Origin of the sequence: Serratia sp. FGI94, from assembly GCF_000330865.1 — a bacterium.
In the GTDB taxonomy this organism is placed as follows: domain Bacteria; phylum Pseudomonadota; class Gammaproteobacteria; order Enterobacterales; family Enterobacteriaceae; genus Serratia_B; species Serratia_B rubidaea.
On sequence record NC_020064.1, the window covers coordinates 3,560,330 to 3,581,796 of the forward strand.

Sequence of the window (21,467 nt, forward strand, 5' to 3'; positions counted from 1 at the left end):
GAATTAATGATGTGCCCATTCGATGCTGTTGATGTCTACGCCCTGCTTGAACATTTCCCACAGCGGAGAAAGATCGCGCAGACGGCCGATAGACTTGCGAACCAGATCGATGGTGTAGTCGATCTCTTCTTCGGTGGTGAAACGCCCCAGCGAGAAACGGATCGAACTGTGCGCCAATTCATCGCTCATTCCCAGCGCGCGCAGCACGTAGGATGGCTCCAGGCTGGCGGAGGTACAGGCTGAGCCGGAGGAAACGGCCAGGTCTTTCAGCGCCATAATCAGCGATTCACCTTCAACATAGTTGAAGCTGACGTTCAGGATGTTCGGCGCGCCCTGCTCCAGGTCGCCGTTCAGGTACACTTCTTCCATGTCCTTCACGCCGTTCCACAGACGGTCGCGCAGCGTGCGCAGGCGCGCCATCTCGCTCTCCATCTCTTCTTTGGCGATGCGGTACGCTTCGCCCATGCCGACGATCTGGTGCACAGGCAGGGTGCCGGAACGCATGCCGCGCTCGTGGCCGCCGCCGTGGATCTGCGCTTCGATACGGATGCGCGGCTTGCGGCGTACGTACAGCGCGCCGATGCCTTTTGGCCCGTAGATTTTGTGGCCGGAGAAGGACATCAGGTCCACTTTCAGCTGGCTCAGATCGATAGGCAGTTTGCCCACGCTCTGGGTAGCATCAACGTGGTAGATGATGCCGCGCGCACGGCACATTTCGCCGATGGTGGCGATATCCTGCACCACGCCGATTTCGTTGTTCACGTGCATGATGGACACCAGAATGGTGTCATCGCGCATCGCCGCCTCAAGCTCTTTGAGGTCGATGATGCCGTTGCTCTGCGGCGCCAGGTAGGTGACGTCAAACCCTTCGCGCTCCAGCTGACGGCAGGTGTCCAGCACGGCTTTGTGTTCGGTTTTGCTGGTGATGATGTGCTTGCCTTTTTTCTGATAGAAATTGGCAGCGCCTTTAATCGCCAGGTTGTCGGATTCGGTCGCCCCTGAAGTAAACACGATTTCACGCGGATCGGCGCCCACCAGTTCAGCAATCTGATTGCGGGCGATATCTACCGCTTCCTCAGCCTGCCAACCGAAACGGTGGGAACGGGAAGCCGGGTTACCGAAGGTGCCGTCCAGGGTCAAAAACTGCATCATTTTTTCAGCAACGCGCGGATCAACCGGCGTCGTTGCTGAATAATCCAGATAAATCGGTAATTTCATTGCTCTTGTGCTCCGTACATCACTTCCAAAAACAAAATGCTCAAGTATTCGTCAGCTGCTTATGCGCGCAGATTAACGTTGATGATCGTCTCTTCCTGGCGGCCGTTGGCGGAACGACGCGTGTCATTATTCTGACGGTCGGCGACATCCAGCACTTCCTGATTGTTGACCAGTTCAGCCAGCGTAATGCCGTTCAGGAAACCGCTGATGCGCTCGCTCAGGTCGCGCCACAGGGTGTGCGTCAGGCAGCGGTCACCGCCCTGGCAGCCTTCTTTCCCCTGACAGCGGGTGGCGTCAACCGATTCATCAACGGCGGTAATCACCGCGCCGACGGCAATCTCGCCGGCGTCTTTGCCCAGCAGATAACCACCACCCGGGCCGCGCACGCTGGCTACCAAACCGTTCTTACGCAGACGGGAAAATAATTGCTCCAGATAAGAGAGCGAGATTCCTTGTCGCTCTGAAATATCAGCCAATGGTACGGGCCCTTCCTGGGAGTGCAATGCCACGTCAAGCATAGCGGTTACGGCATAACGGCCTTTGGATGTCAGTCTCATAGTCAATGGTTACCTGTTGGTCAAACATAGCGGAAAGTCTGACATTCCCTAGTAATCCAGTCAACTATTTAACCGAGTAATTCACTCAAGTATTAGCACGTTTTGATATTAATAATAACGAACACTGACTTTTCAATCATTTACCAAGCTTATCTATCGACGTCAGCATACCGCGCAGAATGTTCAGCTCCTGCGCTTCCGGGCGCGCGCGGGTAAACAGGCGGCGCAGGCGGTTCATCACCTGGCCGGGATGCGTCGGGCGGATAAACCCGCTGCGCTGCAGCGTCTGTTCCAGATGCTGATAGAAACGCTCAATATCATCCACCAGCGGATAAGCCTCTTCTTCAGGCTGCGCCGGCGCATCCGCCTGCTGGCGGTCAAGATAGGCGACGCGCACCTCGTAGGCGAGGATCTGCACCGCCATCGCCAGGTTCAGCGAGCTGTAATCCGGGTTGGCCGGGATCGCCACGTGGTAGTGGCATTTTTGCAGTTCGTCGTTGGTCAGGCCGACGCGTTCACGGCCAAACACCAGCGCCACCGGCGCCTGTTCGCCCTCTTTCACCGCCTGCACGCCGCATTCGCGCGGTTCAAGCATCGGCCAGGGCAAGGTGCGCGAGCGCGCGCTGGTACCCACCACCAGGCCGCAGCCGGCGATCGCTTCGTCAAAGGTGTCAACAATGGTGGCGTTGCCGATAACATCGCTGGCGCCGGCGGCCAGCGCGATGGCCTGAGAATCAGGTTTTACCAGCGGATTGACCAGATACAGGTTGGTTAAACCCATGGTTTTCATGGCTCGGGCCGTTGAGCCCATATTGCCAGTATGAGAGGTCTCAACCAGAACAATGCGGATATTGTGCAGCATACAAACTCTGAGCGGTGTCGGAAATCGCAGTATCCTATCACAGGAGACAACTTAATGGCATGCGCGTTACGCCTGTCTGCAATTTAACCCGTGAAGAGGTTAGGCATTTGGCAGAACACCTGCTATACTCCGCGCCGTTTCCTGTTCTTTAACATCCTAGTGGAAGATACCCATGCATCCGATGCTGACTATCGCCGTGCGCGCTGCGCGCAAGGCCGGTAACCTGATTGCCAAAAACTACGAAACTCCGGACGCTGTAGAAGCGAGCCAAAAAGGGAGTAACGATTTCGTCACTAACGTCGATCGCGATGCAGAGCATCTGATCATCGACGTCATCCGCAAGTCTTACCCGCAACACACTATCATCAGTGAAGAACGCGGCGAGCTGATTGGCGAAGATCGCGATGTACAATGGGTGATCGATCCGCTGGATGGCACCGCCAACTTTATCAAACGCTTCCCACACTTCTCCGTCTCTATCGCCGTGCGCATCAAAGGCCGCACCGAAGTGGCGGTGGTTTACGATCCAATGCGCAACGAACTATTCACCGCTACCCGCGGTCAGGGCGCACAGCTCAACGGCTACCGTCTGCGCGGCACCAGCGCCAAAGATCTCGACGGCACCATTCTGGCCACCGGCTTCCCGTTCAAGGCGAAGCAGCACGCGCCGGCCTATATCAACCTGGTGGGTAAACTGTTCACCCAGTGCGCCGACTTCCGCCGCACCGGCTCCGCCGCGCTGGATCTGGCCTACGTGGCCGCCGGCCGCGTTGACGGTTTCTTCGAAATCGGCCTGAAGCCGTGGGACTTCGCCGCGGGCGAGCTGCTGGTGCGTGAAGCCGGCGGCGTGGTCACCGACTTCGTCGGCGGTCACAACTACTTCAGCTCCGGCAACGTGGTCGCCGGTAACCCGCGCGTCGTTAAAGCGCTGCTGGGCACCATGCGCGAAGAGCTGAGCGAAGCGCTGAAACGTTAATCGCTGTCAGCACCAACAAGGGCGAGGCTAATGCCTCGCCCTTGTTATATCTGCCGCCTTAACGCGAGAAAGGCCGCGCCCCGCCGCTGAACTCCGGCTGCGCGCTGAGGTAAAGCATGACGCCGGCGAACAGCAGCAGCACGCCTCCCAGCAACGCCAGCGATCCCCACGCCACCGCCTGCCAATGTGCCGACGCGCGCGACACGCTGATGCGCTCCGCCAGCCGGCGGCCGTAATGCACCAACAGCGCCAGCAGTGAAATCGTCACCGAAGTGCCCAGCGCCATCGCCAGCGCTGACGCCACGCCCCAGGCAAACACGCCCAGCACCTTGGAAAACAGCAGCACCAGAATCGCGCCGGAACAGGGGCGGATGCCCATCGCCAGCACGATCGCCGCCCGCGTGCGCCAGTCGCCGCCGGCCTGCAGTTCGCTGTCGCTGGGTAAATGACGATGACCGCAGCCGCAGTGCGCGCTGTGCACGTGATCGTCAGCCAGCGGCTGCAGACGCTGGATACGCAGCGCCGGCGCCGGTTTCAGCGCCTTCAGCGCGGCGGCCAGACGGCGCAGCGCCCGCCAGCTCAGCAGTGCGCCCAGCAGCACCACCAGCAGGTAACTGCCCTGCTCAAGCCAGAAGCTGCTTTGATGCAGCTGACGCGACGACAGCTGCAGCACGCCCAGCAGCAGCGCCACCAGCGCTACCGCCACCAGCCCCTGCAGCAGCGAGGCGGCGAAGGTCAGCCTCAGGCTGCTTTTCAGCCGCGTCGGGTGCGTTGCCAGATAGGTTGAGATCACCACCTTGCCATGGCCCGGCCCCAGCGCGTGCAGCACGCCGTAGCTCAGGCTGAACAGCATCAGCGTTATTCCGGCGCGCTGCGGATCGGCCTTCACCTGCTGCAGCAGCGCCGCCAGCTGCTGGTTCAGCGTTTTCTGCCACGCCACGCTCTGCAGCATGATTTGCGGCCAGTAGTGCCAGACCAGCTGCGCGCCGGCCGCCAGCGCCAACAGCAGCAACAGTAATGGCCACAGGCTGACAGCCCAGTGACGGCGGCCAAGCGACGAAGTCCCGAGGTTCAGTGACATTGTAAAGTAATCCGTTGGGCAAACTGTTGGCCAAGCTGCAGGTCTTCTCCCGGCGAATCGTTTTTATCCAGCGACAGCGCATACGCCTGCAGCGAGGCGTCCGGCTTGGGGGTAAACAGCTCGAAGCGGCACTGCTGCGCCATCTCGGCCGGCAGATGAATCGCGGAGGAAGCCTGATAGCTCATGTCGACAAAGTAGGTAGGATCGTAGGTGGAGATGCTGAACGGTTTCCCCGCCAGCGGCTGCGGGTGCGCCAGCGGCAGGATAAACTCCAGCACCGCCTTGTGGCCCTGACGGGAAAGCCGGTATTCCGGCGGCAGATTGGTGTATTTCACCGGTTTGCCGTCGCGGTAGATATCGGTAAAGTAGTGCTGGCCCAACACGTTGGCCATCACCTGCGCCGCCAGCTTCTTCCAGGTTTCCGAGTCGCTTTTGGCATTCTGCGCATCATACAGCAGGTCCGCCGAGGTCATTTCGTCCATCACCCACACCATTTTCAAGCCGACCAGCTGCCGTTCCTGCACCACGAAGGTGGTGTTCATATCGATGAAACTGTGCGGATGCGCCGCCGCATCCAGGCTATACCACGCCGCCAAACCGACCAGTAAATCTCTTAGCTTCATCATTTCAACCCGTAAATTTGTTATAACATAACACAATAAATGGCAAAATCAGCATCGCACCCCGCCAGAATTGTGACGAAAGTTATAAGCCGAAGTAAAACCAGATGCCAGAACCGCGCCGCTTTAACACCTTTTGCTATGCTTAAACCCATATCAATGTGATCTGCCGGATACCCCTATGAGCCTGGACACCTCCCCCGTGCCTGAGCTCTCCAGTCAACAGCGGCGCTGCCGCCTGCTGTTGCTGCTGTATACACCGCCGCCCACAGTAAAACTGGAGACTATCAGCCAAATCAACGGCGTCGACCTCCCCACCGCCCGGCAGGATATCGCCGAGGTGAACAGTGAAATCCAGCGATTCCACCACTTGGCGATCGCCGGAAGCCCCGAAGAGGGCTACCAGCTGACCGGGAGCACGCTGAATCAACGCCTCTGCCTGATTCATTGGCTACGGCGGGCGCTGCGCTGCTGCCCGCAGTTTGTGGAAGAGACCTTCAGCCCGCGGCTGCATCAGGCGCTGACCCTCGACAGCGAGCAGGCGGCCCGATTGCAGCTCGAACTGGAGCGCTGCGTCGCCACGCTGAAACAGCCGATTGAGGAACGCATCCGTCTGTTCCTGCCGCCCTATCTCTGCTACTGCCTGTGGGAAATCCGCCGGCAGCGCCACCCGTCGTTTACTGACGCTCAGCGCGCCTGGCTGCATCAGAAGCCGGAGCAACAGGCCGCCGCCCGGCTTTACCCGCTGCTACTGGCGCTGTCCGGCCGGCCGTCCCATGCCGATGAGCAGGACTTTCTGGTGCTGATGTTCACCCTGCTGAAAAACCACAGCTATGAGAGCGACCACTCCGACGAAGACTTACGTTTGATGGCGGCGATCGAACGGATGGTTGAGCACTTCCAGCAGCTTTCCGGCATGAACTTCAGCAGCCGGGCGGATCTGATCACCCACCTGTTCGCCCATCTGGCGCCGGCGGTGGAACGCTGCCACTTTGCTATCGGCATCGATAATATGCTGCTGGAAGAGGTGGTGCGTAAATATCCGCGGCTGATGCGCACCACGCAGCAGGCGCTGGAGCCGTTTGAGCAGGAGTATGGCATTGCCTTTTCGCGCGAAGAAGCCGGCCTGGTGGCGATAAGCTTCGGCGCCTGGCTGATGCAGGGCAACGCCCTGCAGGAAAAACAGGTGCTGCTGCTGACGCTGGACAATCCGCAGCTGGAGGAGGAGCTGGAGTATCAGCTGCGTGAACTGACGCTGCTGCCGCTCAATATCAAATATCAGCCGCTGCGCGACTTTCTGCGCTCCGGCGCGCCGCAGGACGTCACGCTGGTGATCACCCCTTACGCAACGCCGATGCAGGCAACGCAGCCGCCGCTGATCTACACCGAACTGCCGCTGGCGCGCGGGCAGCGCAAGACCCTGCGCGCGCTGCTGGAAACCCCTTAACGCGCTGCGCTGACCGCCGGCGGCCGGATAAACAGCGCCGGCAGCACAAGCGCCGCCATCACCCAGAACACGCCGCCCTGCCAGTGTTCAAACAGGAAGCCGGCAACCACCGTCATCACCGCGATACCGCCGCCCATCGCCAGGCCGGAGTAGACCGACTGCAGGCGGATCACGTCCGGTCCGCTGCGTCCGCTGATAAAGCGCATCGCCGCCAGATGGCAGACGGTAAAGGTGCCACAGTGCAGGATCTGCACCAGCAACAGCCATCCCAGTTCGGTAGTGGCCCCCATCAATCCCCAGCGCAGCACGCCGCAGCAGGCCGACAGCAGCAGCAGACTGCGCGCGTTCCAGCGCCGGAACAGTACGCTGCTGCTGGCGAAAATGATCACCTCGGCCACCACCCCCAGCGACCAGAAATAGCCGATCGCGGCGGCCGAATAGCCGGACTCCTGCCAGTAAATCGACGCAAAGCTGTAATAGCCGGCATGCGCGCCCTGCAGCAGCGTCACGCACAGCAGAAAGCGCCAGACCGGCCCTTCCGTCAGCAGTTCACGCCACGAGCGCTGCGGCTGGTTCTGCACACGCGCTTCCCCCTGCGGCATCACCGTCGGTTTCAGCAGCATGCCCAGCAGCATCGCCAGCAGGCTGGCGAGCAGACAGTATAAAACGGCGCTATGCCCCCAGGCCGCCACCAGTTGGCCGGTCAGCGCGGAGCCAATCACAAACGCCAGCGACCCCCACAGCCGCACCCGGCCGTAGTCCAGCGTAATCTGCTTTTGCCAGGTGCCGGCCAACGCGTCGGTCAGCGGCACCAGCGGCGAGAAGAACAGGTTAAAGCCGGCAATAACCAACATCAGCCAGCCCCAGGCGTTGCCAAAACAGAAGCCGACGGCGAAGGCCAGCGTCAGCAGCGCCAGAATGCGCAGCGCCGTCACCAGATTGGCGGGATCTTTTACCCGTGGCGCAATCAGCAGGCTGCCGAGAAAGCGCGCCACCAGACCGGCGCCCAGTAAAATACCGATGACATCAGGCTCCAGCCCTTCGCCTTTAAGCCAGACGCTCCAGAACGGGAGATAAATGCCGTAAGAAAAGAAGTAGGTGAAATAGCTGAGCGCCAGCCAGCGTGTTGATTGCAGAACCATGTTCCCTCCGGTGTGTGGACGATACTTTGACAGAGCTCACACCGGCCCGCAATAACGCTTACGACCTATAAGGTGATAGTGCCAAATACCTCACACTTTGCCCGGCAGCAGGCGTAAAAAAACCCGCCGCAGCGGGTTTTTTCAGGGTGCGGCAACGCGGGTTACGCGTAAACCGGCAGACGGGCGCAGATATCCAGCACTTTCTGTTTGGTGCGTTCGATAACGGCTTCGTCATTGATGTTGTCCAGCACGTCGCAGATCCAGCCGGCCAGCTCGCGCACTTCAGCTTCCTTGAAGCCGCGACGGGTAACCGCCGGGGTGCCGATACGGATGCCGGAGGTAACGAACGGGCTCTTCGGATCGTTCGGTACGCTGTTTTTGTTGACGGTGATGTTGGCACGGCCCAGCGCGGCGTCTGCTTCTTTACCGGTCAGGTTTTTGTCTACCAGATCCAGCAGGAACAGGTGGTTGTGCGTACCGCCGGAAACCACTTTGTAACCGCGCTCCAGCACCACTTCCACCATCGCCTTGGCGTTTTTTGCCACCTGCTGCTGATAAGCCTTGAACTCTGGCTCCATCGCTTCTTTCAGCGCCACCGCTTTACCGGCGATCACGTGCATCAGCGGGCCGCCCTGGCCGCCCGGGAACACGGCGGAGTTCAGTTTTTTATACAGCTCTTCGTCGCCGCCCTTCGCCAGGATCAGGCCGCCGCGCGGACCGGCCAGCGTTTTGTGGGTGGTGGTGGTAACGATGTGCGCATGAGGAACCGGGTTCGGGTAGACGCCTGCGGCAATCAGGCCGGCCACGTGCGCCATATCGACGAACAGGTAGGCACCGATGCTGTCGGCAATTTCACGCATTTTGGCCCAGTCAACCACGCCGGAGTAAGCGGAGAAACCGCCGATGATCATTTTCGGCTTGTGGGTCTGCGCCTGCTGAGCCAGGTCGTCATAGTCGATTTGGCCTTGCTCGTCGATGCCGTAAGGCACCACGTTGTACAGTTTGCCGGACAGGTTAACCGGAGAGCCGTGAGTCAGGTGGCCGCCGTGCGCCAGGTTCATCCCCAGGATGGTGTCGCCCGGCTGCAGCAGCGCGGTGTACACGGCGAAGTTGGCCTGGGAGCCGGAGTGCGGCTGCACGTTGGCGTAGTCGGCGCCGAACAGCGCCTTCGCGCGGTCAATCGCCAGCTGCTCGACGATATCCACATATTCGCAACCACCGTAATAACGCTTGCCCGGATAGCCTTCTGCGTATTTGTTGGTCAACTGGGAGCCCTGAGCCTGCATCACGCGCGGGCTGGTGTAGTTTTCAGAGGCAATCAGTTCGATGTGCTCTTCCTGACGAACGACTTCCTGTTCCATTGCGCGCCACAGTTCGGCATCGTAATCTGCAATGTTCATTTCACGCTTTAACATCCGGCATCTCCCGACTCAATCAGCTAACTTAAAATCACCCGTATTGGGTTGTGAGCCACAGTGTAAACTGTTTTCCCCCATTGAGGATAGGCCTTGACAGAGGTTTTTACGCAAACGATTGGCTTGAGGCTGTGCAAGGCTTTAATCCATTTACGCTTCCCGCATTTCAACGGATATTTTCTCATCAGCCCGATGCGCTTTTTTCATGTTCTGTGAGGCGGATCGCCAGTTAACAAACACGCAACAAAAAAGCGGGTATTTACAACCTGTTAAGAAGCCTATAAGATGCATTTAAAATACAACATTAAAAGATGCATTATAAGGCTGCCCCACGCCCCGGCAAAAACAGGGAGCACCGTGGGGGTAAACTGATGACCCGCCTGATCCCCGATGCAGGCCGGACATATACAGGAGTATGACCATGCTGGACCAACAAACCATCGCCACCGTCAAATCTACCATTCCTCTGTTGGCGGCGACCGGCCCCAAACTGACCGCCCATTTCTACGACCGCATGTTTACCCACAATCCCGAGCTGAAAGATATTTTCAACATGAGCAACCAGCGTAACGGCGACCAGCGGCAGGCGCTGTTCGACGCCATCTGCGCCTATGCCGGCAATCTGGAAAACCTGGCGGCGCTGCTGCCGGCGGTGGAGCGCATCGCGCAAAAACACACCAGCTTCAATATCCAGCCGGAGCAATACCAGATCGTCGGCACCCACCTGCTGGCGACGCTGGATGAGATGTTCAGCCCGGGTCAGGAGGTACTGGACGCCTGGGGCAAAGCCTACGGCGTATTGGCCAACGTGTTTATCCAGCGTGAAGGGCAAATCTATCAGGAGAGCGCCGACGGCGACGGCGGCTGGCGCGATCGCCGCGCGTTCCGCATTGTGAAGAAACAGCCGCAGAGCGAGATCATCAGCAGCTTTATTCTGGCGCCGGTGGACGGCGGCAAGGTGGTCGACTTTAAGCCGGGACAGTATCTGGCGGTGTATATCAAGGACGAGGGCCTGGAGCATCAGGAGATCCGGCAATACTCCCTGACCGCCGCCCCTAACGGCGAATATTACCGCATTGCGGTCAAGCGCGAGGATCGCGGCCTGGTGTCCAACTACCTGCACCAGAAAGCGCAGGAAGGCGACGTCATCGATATCGCGCCGCCGCACGGCGACTTCTTCCTCGACGTCACACCGAACACGCCGGTGGCGCTGATCTCCGCCGGCGTTGGTCAGACGCCGATGCTGGGCATGCTCAACACGCTGCACGCCGGGCAACATCAGGCCGAGGTGCACTGGCTGCACGCAGCGGAAAACGGCCAGGTGCACGCCTTTGCCGATGAGGTGGCGGCCATCGCCGCCGAGATGCCGAACCTCAGCCGTCACGTCTGGTACCGTGAACCGGGCCAGGACGATGTGGCAGGCCGTGACTATCAGTCCAGCGGTCTGATGGATCTCGGCGCGCTGCGCGCTACGCTGGTCAATCCGCAGATGCACTACTACTTCTGTGGCCCGGTCGGCTTTATGCAGTTTGTCGCCAAACAGCTGCTGGAGATGGGCGTCGACGCCGAACGCATGCATTACGAATGCTTCGGCCCGCATAAAGTCCTGTAAGGCTCGCCGCCGGGCAGGCTCCCCTGCCCGGCGCATCGTTTAAATCGCCTCTTCGTCCTGCTCGCCGGTGCGGATTCGCACCACGCGCGCCACGTCAAAGACGAAGATCTTGCCGTCGCCAATCTTGCCGGTCTGCGCGGTCTGCATAATGGTTTCCACGCAGGTGTCGACGATATCGTCGGCCACCACAATCTCAATTTTCACCTTCGGCAGAAAGTCGACCATATACTCCGCGCCGCGGTACAGCTCGGTATGCCCCTTCTGGCGGCCAAAGCCTTTAACCTCGGTGACGGTCATCCCGGTAATGCCGACTTCCGCCAGCGCTTCACGCACGTCATCCAGTTTGAACGGCTTGATAATCGCGTCAATCTTCTTCATGTCTGTTCCTTAATTACCAATTTTTGCGGCCAAAGCCGGATGTGATCGGATAGCGACGGTCCTTGCCGAAGTTGCGGGCGGTAATACGCGGCCCGACGGCGGCCTGACGTCGTTTATATTCGTTGATATCCACCAGACGGATCACCTTGCGCACCACCGCCTCGTCAAAACCGGCCGCCACCAGATCGGCCACCGACTTATCGTGTTCGACATAGCCTTCCAGAATCGCATCCAGAATGTCATACGGCGGCAGGCTGTCCTGATCGACCTGATCCGGCGCCAGCTCCGCCGACGGCGGACGGTCAATCACCCGCTGCGGAATCACATAGGAGACGGTATTACGGTACTCCGACAGTTTAAACACCAGCGTTTTCGGCACGTCTTTCAGCACGTCGAAACCGCCGGCCATATCGCCGTACAGCGTCGCATAGCCCACCGCCATCTCGCTCTTGTTGCCGGTGGTGAGCACGATGCTGCGGCGCTTGTTGGACAGCGCCATCAGCACCACGCCGCGGCAGCGCGCCTGCAGGTTCTCTTCGGTGGTGTCGCGCTCGGTGCCGGCAAACATCGGCGCCAGCTGCCCCATAAAGGCGTCGAACATCGGCTCGATGGACACCACGTCAAACTCCACGCCCAGAATCTCCGCCTCTTCTTTCGCGTCGGCGATACTGATATCGGCGGTATAGCGGAACGGCATCATCAGCGCCTGCACTTTTTCTTTGCCGAGCGCGTCAACGGCAATCGCCAGCGTCAGCGCCGAGTCGATACCGCCGGACAGGCCGAGCACCGCACCCTGGAAGCCGTTCTTATTCACATAGTCGCGCACCGCCAGCACCAGCGCCTCGTAAATCTGCGCCAGCTGAGGCAGTTCGGCGGCCGGCGCGGTCATCGGCTCGACCTCCAGCTCGTTGAAGCGCAGCAGGGTAACCTGCTCGGCAAAGGCCGCCAGGCGGTGCGTCATATTGCCGGATGCGTCAAACACCTTCGAACAGCCGTCGAAAATCAGCTCATCCTGACCGCCGATCTGGTTCAGATACACCAGCGGCAGATCGGTGCGGCGGCAGTGGCCGGCCATCAGCGTTTTGCGGATATACGGCTTCTCACGGTTATACGGCGAGGCGTTGATCGACAGGACGATCTCCGCGCCGGCGGCTTTCAGCGCGTCGATCGGCTGCGGGAACCACAGATCCTCGCAAATCAACAGCCCCAGACGGTAGCCTTTCAGCTCAACGATGCAGCTGGCATCGCCTTCATGGAAGTAGCGCTTTTCATCAAAAACGCCGTAGTTGGGCAGCTGCTGCTTGAAGTAACGCGCCTGCAGTTTACCTTCCGCAAACAGCGACAGGGCATTGTACAGTTTGCCCGCTTCGCGCCACGGGTGGCCGACCAGAATCGCCACGTCGCCGGACGCCTGCTGCAGGCGGCCCAGCTGCACGTCGCAGCGCTGATAAAAGTCATCGCGGTACAGGAGGTCTTCCGGCGGATAGCCGGACAGCGCCAGCTCGGTGAACATGACCAGATCGGCTCCCGCCTTCTGCTGCTCCTGCACGATTTGCAACATGCGTTCGCTGTTGCCTTCAATGTCGCCCACCAGCAAATTCAGCTGGGCCAACGCAATGGAAAGTGATCTGCTCATAACTTTATGCTCTGCCATGCATCACAAACCGGAGTGTCTCCCCATCAGCGCGTCGTTTGCAACGCCGGCTGGAGGAATCACGCCCGCTTAGTCGGTTGCGAACCTGCCCGGGCAGGTTCAGGAAAGTATCATTCTTTAAAGTCGTTGGCGTCCAGCTCGTGGCGCGACAACAGCTTATAAAACTCGGTGCGGTTGCGGCCCGCCATGCGCGCCGCCTGCGTCACATTGCCCTTGGTGATCTGCAGCAGTTTGCGCAGGTAGTGCAGCTCAAACTGGTTGCGCGCCTCGGCAAAGGTCGGCAGCGCGGTGTTTTCCCCCTCCAGCGCCTGTTCAACCAGCGCTTCGCCGATCACCGGCGCCGAGGTCAGCGCCACGCACTGTTCGATCACGTTCACCAACTGACGCACGTTGCCCGGCCAGCTGGCGGTCATCAGACGCTTCATCGCATCGGTGGAGAAGCTGCGGACAAAGGGCTTATGCCGTTTGGCCGACTCGCGCAGCAGATGGTTGGCCAGCAACGGAATATCTTCGGCGCGCTCGTTCAGCGCCGGGATCTTCAGGTTCACCACGTTCAGGCGATAGTACAGATCCTCACGGAATTCGTTTTTCGCCATCGCCTTCGGCAGATCGCGGTGGGTCGCCGAGATGATGCGCACGTCGATATCCAGATCGCGGTTGCTGCCCAGCGGCCGCACCTTGCGCTCCTGCAGCACGCGCAGCAGCTTGACCTGCAGCGACAGCGGCATATCGCCGATCTCATCAAGAAACAGCGTGCCGCCCGCCGCCGCCTGGAACAGCCCCTCACGGCTGCTCACCGCGCCGGTAAAGGCGCCTTTGGCATGGCCGAACAGCTCCGACTCCAGCAGCTGCTCCGGCAGCGCGCCGCAGTTAATGGCGATAAAGGCTTTCTTGGCGCGCGGGCTGGCGCGGTGGATCGCCTGCGCCAACACCTCTTTACCGGTGCCGCTCTGGCCGTTAATCAGCACGCTGACGTCTGACTGCGCCACCATATTCGCCTGCTCCAGCAGACGCAGCATCGCCGGGCTGCGGGTGACAATATCTTCACGCCAGCTGTCATCGCCCGCCGGCGCCGACAGCGACAGCGCTTCGTCAATCGCCTTGTATAACGCATCGCGATCGACCGGTTTGGTCAGGAAGCTGAAGACCCCCTGCTGGGTCGCCGCCACGGCGTCCGGAATGGAGCCGTGCGCGGTCAGGATAATCACCGGCATGCCGGGCTGACGCTTCTGTATTTCGGCAAACAGCGCCATGCCGTCCATCTCATCCATACGCAGGTCGCTGATCACCAGATCGATCTGCTCGCGCGCCAGCAGGCGCAGCGCTTCCTGCCCGCTTTCGGCGGTCGTCACGTGGAAACCTTCGCTGGTCAGACGCATGCCCAGCAGCTTCAGCAGGCTGGGATCGTCATCGACCAGAAGTAAATTGGCCGCTTTTCGTGCTGTCATTGCGCGTCGGACTCCTTATTGGCCTCAGGGGGCGCGTAAGTATCTTCCGGCTCGACGGGGATCGCGGTGCCTCGTGCCGGCTGGCTTTCCGGCTCCGCCGCATTGTGCGCGGCGCCGTTACCCGCTTTGCCCTGCGCTGCGCCATTGTCCGGCAGTTCCCCTTGCAGCTGCTTGCGCGAGGAGAGACGGCGCTCAATGTCCGTCAGGTTCTCCAACTTACGCGAAGTTTCCTGCAGCTGTTTCTGCAGCCGCGCCTGGCTTTGGCGCAGCGCATCGACCTGATTGTCGCTGTTTTCCTGCAGGCGCTGGTAGCGCAGACGCTCCTCGGCCAGCGCTACCTGCTGCTGTTGCTGCTGACGCCACAGCTGCAGCAACGGACGCAGAGAGCTTGGGAAATCCAGACGGTAGCCGTTGAGCCGCTCGAGCATCTGACGACGCTCCGCCGGCGTTGGCTCGGCGCTGCCGAGCAGAATGCTTTGTTTGAAAACGCCGTCCCAGCCGTCGGCCGGCAGCGTGCTTACCTGCGCGCGCGCCTGCGTGGAGCCGATACGTTCGGCGCAGTCCATGGCGCGCAGCCAGTACAGAGAATTATCCAGCGCGTCTTTACCGTCCAACTGCCACAGGGTGTCGCAAGGCGCAATATGGTAATCCACCACCTTGGCGTCCGGCACCGCCTCCTGCGGCTGCTGTCCCAAGCCGCCGCTGACGGCACGATCGGCGCAGCCGGCCAGCAACAGCGGAACAAAAAGCAGCGTGCCCAATAAAGAGAGCGGACGTTTGCCGAGCAAAGCGCGCTGTTGCGCGCGCGTTGAAGGTTCGGTCTGCGGTAAACGAGCGCGTTTAGACCATGTATACATTATTTATTCGTTCTCGGCGGTTAATGGCAATTCAATACGGAAGCAGACATCAGCATCGTCGACGTCAACCAACTGCAGTTCTCCGCGCATCCGGCGGATGCAGTCGTGGGCGATGCTCAGTCCCAGTCCGCTTCCTTTTACCGCCCCTTTTCGCTGATGACTCCCCTGGAAAAAGGGCTCGAAAATCATGGCGCGTTCGGCCTCGGGTATCGGCGTGCCGGTGTTGGCGACGTCAATCTGCACCCGTTGCCCAGCCTGACGGCTGCGAATCCAAATGTTACCGGATTCCTTGCCATAGTGCACCGCATTGGAATAGAGATTATCCAGCACGCGCATTAATAGCGTAGGCTCTGCCCAGCAGTTTTTCGCCTCCAGCGTGATATCGGTGCGAATCAACTTGGCTCTGGCCGGCAGGCTGTGCGCGGCCACCACCTGCTCCACCATCTCCGTCAGCGCCACCGCCTCATGCTCCGACGGGCCGTCGGCCAGCTTGCGGTTATAGTCCAGCAGCTGCTCGATCAGCTGCTGCAGATGGCGGCTGCTCTGGTCGAGGATCGTCACCACCTCTTTCTGGTCAGCGGTCAACGGGCCGGCCACCTCGTCCGCCAGCAGCTCGGTGCCTTCACGCATGCTGGCGAGCGGCGTTTTCAGCTCGTGAGAAATATGGCGCAGGAACTCATGGCGCTGAGACTCCAGCCAGGCCAGGCGCTCACTCAGCCAGATAATACGCTGCGCCAAAGAGCGCAGCTCGCGCGGTCCTTTAAAGGTAGCGGCGGAGCCGAGCGCCCGCCCTTCCCCCAGCCGGTTAATCATCCGTTCGATCGCCTTGACCGGCCCGATAATCATCCGGGTAAACAGCACCACCAGCAGCACGCTGACCAGAAACAGCAGCAGCGCCTGCCAACCGAAATACTGGCCCCGCTCGGCAATCGCCTGCTGCAGCTGCTGGCCGCGGGAAAACACCACCGCCCGCGTCGCCTGCACCATTTCCGCATTGGAACTGGAGAAGGACTCCAGCAGGCCCGAGGCCTCTTTGTCCGGACCGCTGCTCTGGCATTGGATAGTCGCCAGCTGCGTTAACAGCTGACGCAGGGTTTGATAATAGCGTTCATCGGGCAGGATCGGGGCATGCGCGTCGAGCATTTGCGAATATTGCTTCCGCTGATTCTGATACAGCCGCCCCAGCGTGGGGTCGACCAGCACGCAGTACTGACGATAGCTGCGCTCCATCTCCAGCGCGACGCTGGTCATCGCCTCGCTGCGGCGCGCATCCACCAATGTCGTCCGGTTGATGTCAGCCGCCTGCGCGCTGAGATGATCGAGACTCTGGTAGGCCTGATAAGCCAGCACCAGCAACGGCAGCAGCACCAGCAGAAACGCCATCAGCACCAGCTGGCGCAGCGAGCGGGGGAATAAACGCCATCTTTTCAACGAAATCATCTCATTGTCCCTTATCTGCCCTGATGCTAACCGAGTCTTCAGCAAGAGAAAAGCCTGAACGCCGGAATCGGTTGCGAAGTTTTACCGGGTATGCGGTTTAAGCGAATAATGACGGGAGAAAGTGGGCGCAAAGGAGGCTGAGAATTGACGTTGGGGCATGACGCCCCAGCGCAAGGAAGATGTGGATGCCCGTTGGCCTCGTCCCCTGGGTGATGTAGCGCGAACGCTGGCATCGAACGGGACGAATAGCATCCTAATGTATCCGGAATTGATGAAAAGGCTCATCACAGTTGGATACAGGCGGTGCCTCACTCCACGTGTCGCCCGATGCTTGATAAAGTCGCGTCAGCGGCAATTATCGGTTTGGTTGGACGATAGGCACCATTTCTTTGGCATCATTCGGAGGCTTATGAGGCAGGTTGTCCGCCCTCTGGCGGCGCCGTCATAAAAAGTTGAATGAGCAACTGCAGATAATAATGCACACATCATGCCAACTTTTCAATAATATTTTTAATATATTGATTTTATTTTAATTTAATTTTTATTGTCTATTTTCAATCCGAACATCGTCGCCTTACGGTCGCTGCTTTCTTCGCCATGCCGTCGCCAAAACCCGACACCTTAAGTGAATTTAACCATGACCATTATAAATCAACAGGTTAAATGTCACCTTTTAGCGACAGCGCAAATCACAACTGTCGCAAAGTACCGACACGTCCGATAAAAACATCTAAATTCAATGAATTAAAAAAGGGAACGTCACCGTTCCCTTTATCTCGCACCGGCCGGGCCTGCTGCGGCCCGACCTGAAAAGTCCCGTTAGCCCAGCTGGCGACGGGCGTTGCGGAACATCCGCATCCACGGGCTGTCCTCGCCCCACTCTTCCGGGTGCCAGGAGTTGCTGACGGTACGGAATACGCGTTCAGGGTGCGGCATCATCACCGTCGCACGCCCGCTGGCGCTGGTCACCGCGGTGATGCCGTTTGGCGAGCCGTTCGGGTTGGCCGGGTAGTTCTCCGTCACCTGACCGGCGTTATCCACGAAGCGCAACGCCACCAGATTATGGCTCTCCAGCGCCGCCAGATGGGCCGCGTCACGCACTTCCACATGGCCTTCGCCGTGTGAAACCGCAATCGGCATCCGCGAACCGGCCATATCCTGCATAAACAGCGACGGGCTGGCCGCCACTTCCACCAGGCTGAAGCGCGCTTCAAAACGGTCCGACAGGTTGCGGACAAAGCGCGGCCAGTGTTCGGCGCCCGGGATCAGGTCGCGCAGGTTGGACAACATCTGGCAGCCGTTACACACGCCCAGCGCCAGCGTCTGCGGACGATGGAAGAACGCGGTGAACTCATCGCGCACCCGATCGTTAAACAGAATGGACTTCGCCCAGCCTTCACCGGCGCCCAGCACGTCGCCGTACGAGAAGCCGCCGCAGGCCACCAGCGTGTGGAAGTCCTGCAGGCCGCGACGCCCGGACAGCAGATCGCTCATGTGCACGTCGACCGCGTCAAAGCCGGCGCGGTGGAACGCTGCCGCCATCTCTACGTGCGAGTTGACGCCCTGCTCACGCAGCACCGCCACCTTCGGACGCGCGCCGCGGGCAATATAAGGCGCGGCGATGTCCTCGTCCGGCGCAAAGGTCAGTTTGACGTTCAGCCCCGGATCGCTGTCGTTCTGTTTGGCCTGATGCTCCTGATCGGCGCAGGACGGGTTATCGCGCAGGCGCTGCATCTGCCAGGTAGTTTCCGCCCACCAGGTGCGCAGGGTGCTGCGGCTTTCGCTGTATACCGGCTGCCCGCCGCTGTTGATCGCAAAGCGATCGCCCTGCAGCACGCGGCCGATGCGGTGCACGTTATCCACCAGACCATGCTGTGCAAACGCCTGCAGCACCGCCTCGACCCGGTCGGCGCTGACCTGAATCACCGCCCCCAGCTCTTCGTTAAACAGCGCCGCCAGCGTATCCGCCCCCAGCGCCTGAATATCCGCCTCCACGCCGCAGTGGCCGGCAAAGGCCATTTCCGCCAGCGTCACCAGCAGGCCGCCGTCGGAACGGTCGTGGTATGCCAGCAGCGCACGCTCGGCCACCAGTTGCTGCATGGCGTTAAAGAAGCCCGCCAGCTGTTCAACATTGCGCACGTCCGCCGGCTTGTCGCCGAGTTGACGATACACCTGCGCCAGCGCGGTCGCGCCCAGCGCATTGTGGCCGTTGCCCAGGTCAATCAGCAGCAGTTCAGTCTCACCTTTGTCGGTGCGCAGCTGCGGCGTCACGGTGTGGCGCACGTCTTCCACGCGGGCAAAGGCGGTGATCACCAGCGACAGCGGCGAGGTCATCTCGCGCTGTTCGTCGCCTTCCTGCCAGCGGGTTTTCATCGACATCGAGTCTTTACCCACCGGGATGGTGATGCCCAGCGCCGGACACAGTTCCTCGCCCACCGCTTTCACCGCCGCATACAGGCCGGCGTCTTCGCCCGGGTGGCCCGCCGCGGCCATCCAGTTGGCGGACAGCTTCACGCGTTTGAGCGAACCGATTTCCGTCGCCGCCATATTGGTCAGCGCTTCACCGACCGCCAGACGACCGGAAGCGGCAAAGTCCAGCAGCGCCACCGGCGCGCGTTCGCCGATCGACATTGCTTCACCGTAGTAGCTGTCGAGGCTGGCGGTGGTCACCGCGCAGTCGGCAACCGGGATCTGCCATGGGCCGACCATCTGGTCACGCGCCACCATGCCGGTGACGGTGCGGTCGCCGATGGTGATCAGGAAGGTTTTTTCCGCCACGGTCGGCAGGTGCAGCACGCGCTTCACCGCGTCCGCCAGCGTCATCGCCTCGCGCGCCACCGGCTCGCCCTGCGCCTGCAGCCGGGTGACGTCGCGCGTCATCTTCGGCGTTTTGCCCAGCAGCACGTCCAGCGGCATATCGATCGGCTGGTTGTCGAAATGCGCATCGTTCAGCGTCAGGTGCTGCTCTTCGGTCGCCTCGCCGATCACCGCGTACGGCGCGCGCTCGCGGCGGCAGATTTCATCAAACTGCGCCAGCTGTTCCGGCGCCACCGCCAGCACGTAGCGCTCCTGCGATTCGTTACACCACACTTCCAGCGGGCTCATGCCCGGCTCATCGTTCAGGATGTCGCGCAGTTCAAAACGACCGCCGCGGCCGCCGTCGCTGACCAGCTCCGGCATGGCGTTGGACAAACCGCCGGCGCCGACGTCGTGAATAAACAGAATCGGGTTTTCCGCGCCGAGCTGCCAGCAGCGGTCGATCACTTCCTGACAGCGACGCTCCATTTCCGGGTTGTCGCGCTGTACCGAGGCAAAGTCCAGATCGGCGTCAGACTGGCCGGAGGCCATGGAAGACGCCGCGCCGCCGCCCAGGCCGATATTCATCGCCGGGCCGCCCAGCACCACCAGCTTGGCGCCGACGGTGATTTCACCTTTTTGCACGTGGTCGGCGCGGATGTTGCCGATGCCGCCGGCCAGCATAATCGGCTTATGGTAGCCGCGCAGCTCGACGCCGTTATGGCTGTTGACCTGCTCTTCATAAGTACGGAAGTAGCCGAGCAGCGCCGGACGGCCGAATTCGTTGTTAAACGCCGCGCCGCCCAGCGGGCCTTCGGTCATGATGTCCAGCGCGGTCACGATGCGCTCCGGCTTGCCGAAGTCCTGCTCCCACGGCTGTTCAAAGCCCGGGATGCGCAGGTTGGAGACCGAGAAGCCCACCAGACCGGCCTTCGGCTTCGCCCCGCGTCCGGTAGCGCCCTCGTCGCGGATCTCGCCGCCGGAGCCGGTTGCGGCGCCCGGCCATGGCGAGATGGCGGTCGGGTGGTTATGGGTTTCCACCTTCATCAGGATATGCGCGTCTTCCTGATGGTAATCGTAGCGGTCGCTGCCCGGCGCGGCGAAGAAGCGGCCGACCTGCGAACCTTCCATCACCGCGGCGTTGTCTTTATAGGCCGACAGCACGTGATCCGGCGTCTGTTCAAAGGTGTTCTTAATCATTTTGAACAGCGATTTCGGCTGCTGCTCGCCGTCAATCACCCAGTCGGCGTTGAAAATTTTATGGCGGCAGTGCTCAGAGTTGGCCTGCGCAAACATATACAGTTCGATATCCGTCGGGTTGCGCCCCAAACCGGTAAAGGCGTTCAGCAGGTAGTCAATTTCATCCTGCGCCAGCGCCAGGCCAAGCTTGAGGTTGGCCTGCTCCAGCGCGCCGCGCCCTTCACCCAGAACGTCCACCGTCTGGTAAGGGGCCGGCTGATGATGGGCAAACAGCTGCTGTGCCTGCTGCAGATCGTCAAATACCGTTTCCATCATGCGGTCGTGCAGCAGCGCGGCCAGCCGTTGCCACTGCGCCTCGTCCAGCGTCGGCGCGCTGATGTAAAACGCCAGGCCGCGCTCCAGACGCAGTACCTGCGTCAGGCCGCAGTTATGGGCAATATCGGTCGCCTTGGAGGACCACGGGGAAATGGTGCCCGGACGCGGCGTCACCAGCAGCAGGCGGCCTGTCGGGGCATGTTCGGCGAGAGAGGGACCATACTTGAGCAACCGCTGAAGTTTGGCGTGTTCTTCGGCACTTAGCGGTGCGCTAACATCGGCAAAGTGGACGTACTCGGCATAGATATCACTGACCGGAAGTTGTGCGTCCTGACAGCGGGACAGCAGTTTGGTAATACGAAAAGCCGACAAAGCGGGCGAACCACGCAGTATTTCCATAATCAAAGTTCTCTCGTCTTCGAAGCAGCTGGTTTCAGCGCTTCATTGGG

General features: G+C 60.5%; 16 protein-coding genes. 3 read left to right on the forward strand and 13 right to left on the reverse strand.

Features of this window, described 5'->3' with window-relative positions; translation table 11 throughout:
* Positions 1 to 3: 3 nt before the first annotated feature.
* From iscS to trmJ, 3 genes are all read right to left on the reverse strand, one after another.
* Entirely contained in the window at positions 4 to 1,218 is a 1,215-nt protein-coding gene (iscS, locus tag D781_RS16245) for a cysteine desulfurase (RefSeq protein WP_015673425.1), read from the reverse strand.
* A gap of 59 nt (positions 1,219 to 1,277) precedes the next feature.
* Positions 1,278 to 1,775: a Fe-S cluster assembly transcriptional regulator IscR gene (iscR, locus tag D781_RS16250; protein ID WP_015673426.1), complete on the reverse strand. Its 498-nt coding sequence runs from the start codon at positions 1,773 to 1,775 to the stop codon at positions 1,278 to 1,280.
* 136 nt (positions 1,776 to 1,911) lie between these two features.
* Positions 1,912 to 2,637 carry a tRNA (cytosine(32)/uridine(32)-2'-O)-methyltransferase TrmJ gene (gene trmJ / locus D781_RS16255; protein ID WP_015673427.1) on the reverse strand — a complete coding sequence of 242 codons (726 nt, stop codon included), beginning with the start codon at positions 2,635 to 2,637 and terminating at the stop codon, positions 1,912 to 1,914.
* Between the two features lie 172 nt (positions 2,638 to 2,809).
* On the opposite strand from trmJ, the gene suhB reads away from it, so the two are divergent.
* A complete protein-coding gene (gene suhB / locus D781_RS16260; protein ID WP_015673428.1) occupies positions 2,810 to 3,613 on the forward strand; it encodes an inositol-1-monophosphatase in 804 nt (267 codons plus the stop codon).
* Positions 3,614 to 3,671: 58 nt separating this feature from the next.
* Here the strand turns inward: suhB and D781_RS16265 are convergent, their stop codons facing one another.
* A complete protein-coding gene (locus D781_RS16265) occupies positions 3,672 to 4,694 on the reverse strand; it encodes a nickel/cobalt transporter (protein ID WP_015673429.1) in 1,023 nt (340 codons plus the stop codon).
* The gene (locus tag D781_RS16270; protein WP_015673430.1) at positions 4,685 to 5,320 is read right to left on the reverse strand and encodes a DUF1007 family protein; all 636 of its coding nucleotides are present in this window, start codon (positions 5,318 to 5,320) and stop codon (positions 4,685 to 4,687) included. Before D781_RS16270 ends, D781_RS16265 begins: the two co-directional genes overlap by 10 nt.
* Positions 5,321 to 5,495: 175 nt before the next feature.
* On the opposite strand from D781_RS16270, the gene csiE reads away from it, so the two are divergent.
* The gene (csiE, locus tag D781_RS16275; protein ID WP_015673431.1) at positions 5,496 to 6,761 is read left to right on the forward strand and encodes a stationary phase inducible protein CsiE; all 1,266 of its coding nucleotides are present in this window, start codon (positions 5,496 to 5,498) and stop codon (positions 6,759 to 6,761) included.
* On the opposite strand, the gene D781_RS16280 is transcribed toward csiE, so the two are convergent.
* Both D781_RS16280 and glyA read right to left on the reverse strand, forming a co-directional pair.
* Positions 6,758 to 7,903, reverse strand: a complete 1,146-nt coding sequence (locus tag D781_RS16280; RefSeq protein WP_015673432.1) for a 3-phenylpropionate MFS transporter — start codon at positions 7,901 to 7,903, stop codon at positions 6,758 to 6,760. The genes csiE and D781_RS16280 overlap by 4 nt on opposite strands.
* 161 nt (positions 7,904 to 8,064) lie before the next feature.
* The gene (gene glyA / locus D781_RS16285) at positions 8,065 to 9,318 is read right to left on the reverse strand and encodes a serine hydroxymethyltransferase (RefSeq protein ID WP_015673433.1); all 1,254 of its coding nucleotides are present in this window, start codon (positions 9,316 to 9,318) and stop codon (positions 8,065 to 8,067) included.
* Between the two features lie 421 nt (positions 9,319 to 9,739).
* Here glyA and hmpA point away from each other — a divergent pair, with 421 nt between their 5' ends.
* Positions 9,740 to 10,930 carry an NO-inducible flavohemoprotein gene (hmpA, locus tag D781_RS16290; RefSeq protein WP_015673434.1) on the forward strand — a complete coding sequence of 397 codons (1,191 nt, stop codon included), beginning with the start codon at positions 9,740 to 9,742 and terminating at the stop codon, positions 10,928 to 10,930.
* 39 nt (positions 10,931 to 10,969) lie between these two features.
* On the opposite strand, the gene glnB is transcribed toward hmpA, so the two are convergent.
* The 6 genes from glnB to purL all read right to left on the reverse strand — a co-directional run bounded on the left by glnB (position 10,970) and on the right by purL (position 21,420).
* A complete protein-coding gene (gene glnB / locus D781_RS16295) occupies positions 10,970 to 11,308 on the reverse strand; it encodes a nitrogen regulatory protein P-II (RefSeq protein ID WP_004847623.1) in 339 nt (112 codons plus the stop codon).
* Positions 11,309 to 11,321: 13 nt separating this feature from the next.
* On the reverse strand, positions 11,322 to 12,944 hold the full coding sequence (locus D781_RS16300) for an NAD+ synthase (RefSeq protein WP_015673435.1): 1,623 nt from the start codon (positions 12,942 to 12,944) through the stop codon (positions 11,322 to 11,324).
* A gap of 128 nt (positions 12,945 to 13,072) precedes the next feature.
* A complete protein-coding gene (gene glrR, locus D781_RS16305; RefSeq protein WP_015673436.1) occupies positions 13,073 to 14,410 on the reverse strand; it encodes a two-component system response regulator GlrR in 1,338 nt (445 codons plus the stop codon).
* Positions 14,407 to 15,267, reverse strand: a complete 861-nt coding sequence (gene qseG, locus D781_RS16310) for a two-component system QseEF-associated lipoprotein QseG (protein WP_015673437.1) — start codon at positions 15,265 to 15,267, stop codon at positions 14,407 to 14,409. The genes glrR and qseG overlap by 4 nt, the downstream gene beginning before the upstream one ends.
* Before the next feature lie 3 nt (positions 15,268 to 15,270).
* Positions 15,271 to 16,707 (reverse strand): HAMP domain-containing sensor histidine kinase, encoded by a 1,437-nt coding sequence (locus tag D781_RS16315; protein WP_015673438.1) that lies wholly within the window; start codon positions 16,705 to 16,707, stop codon positions 15,271 to 15,273.
* Positions 16,708 to 17,526: 819 nt separating this feature from the next.
* Positions 17,527 to 21,420, reverse strand: coding sequence for a phosphoribosylformylglycinamidine synthase (gene purL, locus D781_RS16320; RefSeq protein WP_199557169.1), 3,894 nt, complete (start codon positions 21,418 to 21,420; stop codon positions 17,527 to 17,529).
* Between the last annotated feature and the right edge of the window lie 47 nt (positions 21,421 to 21,467).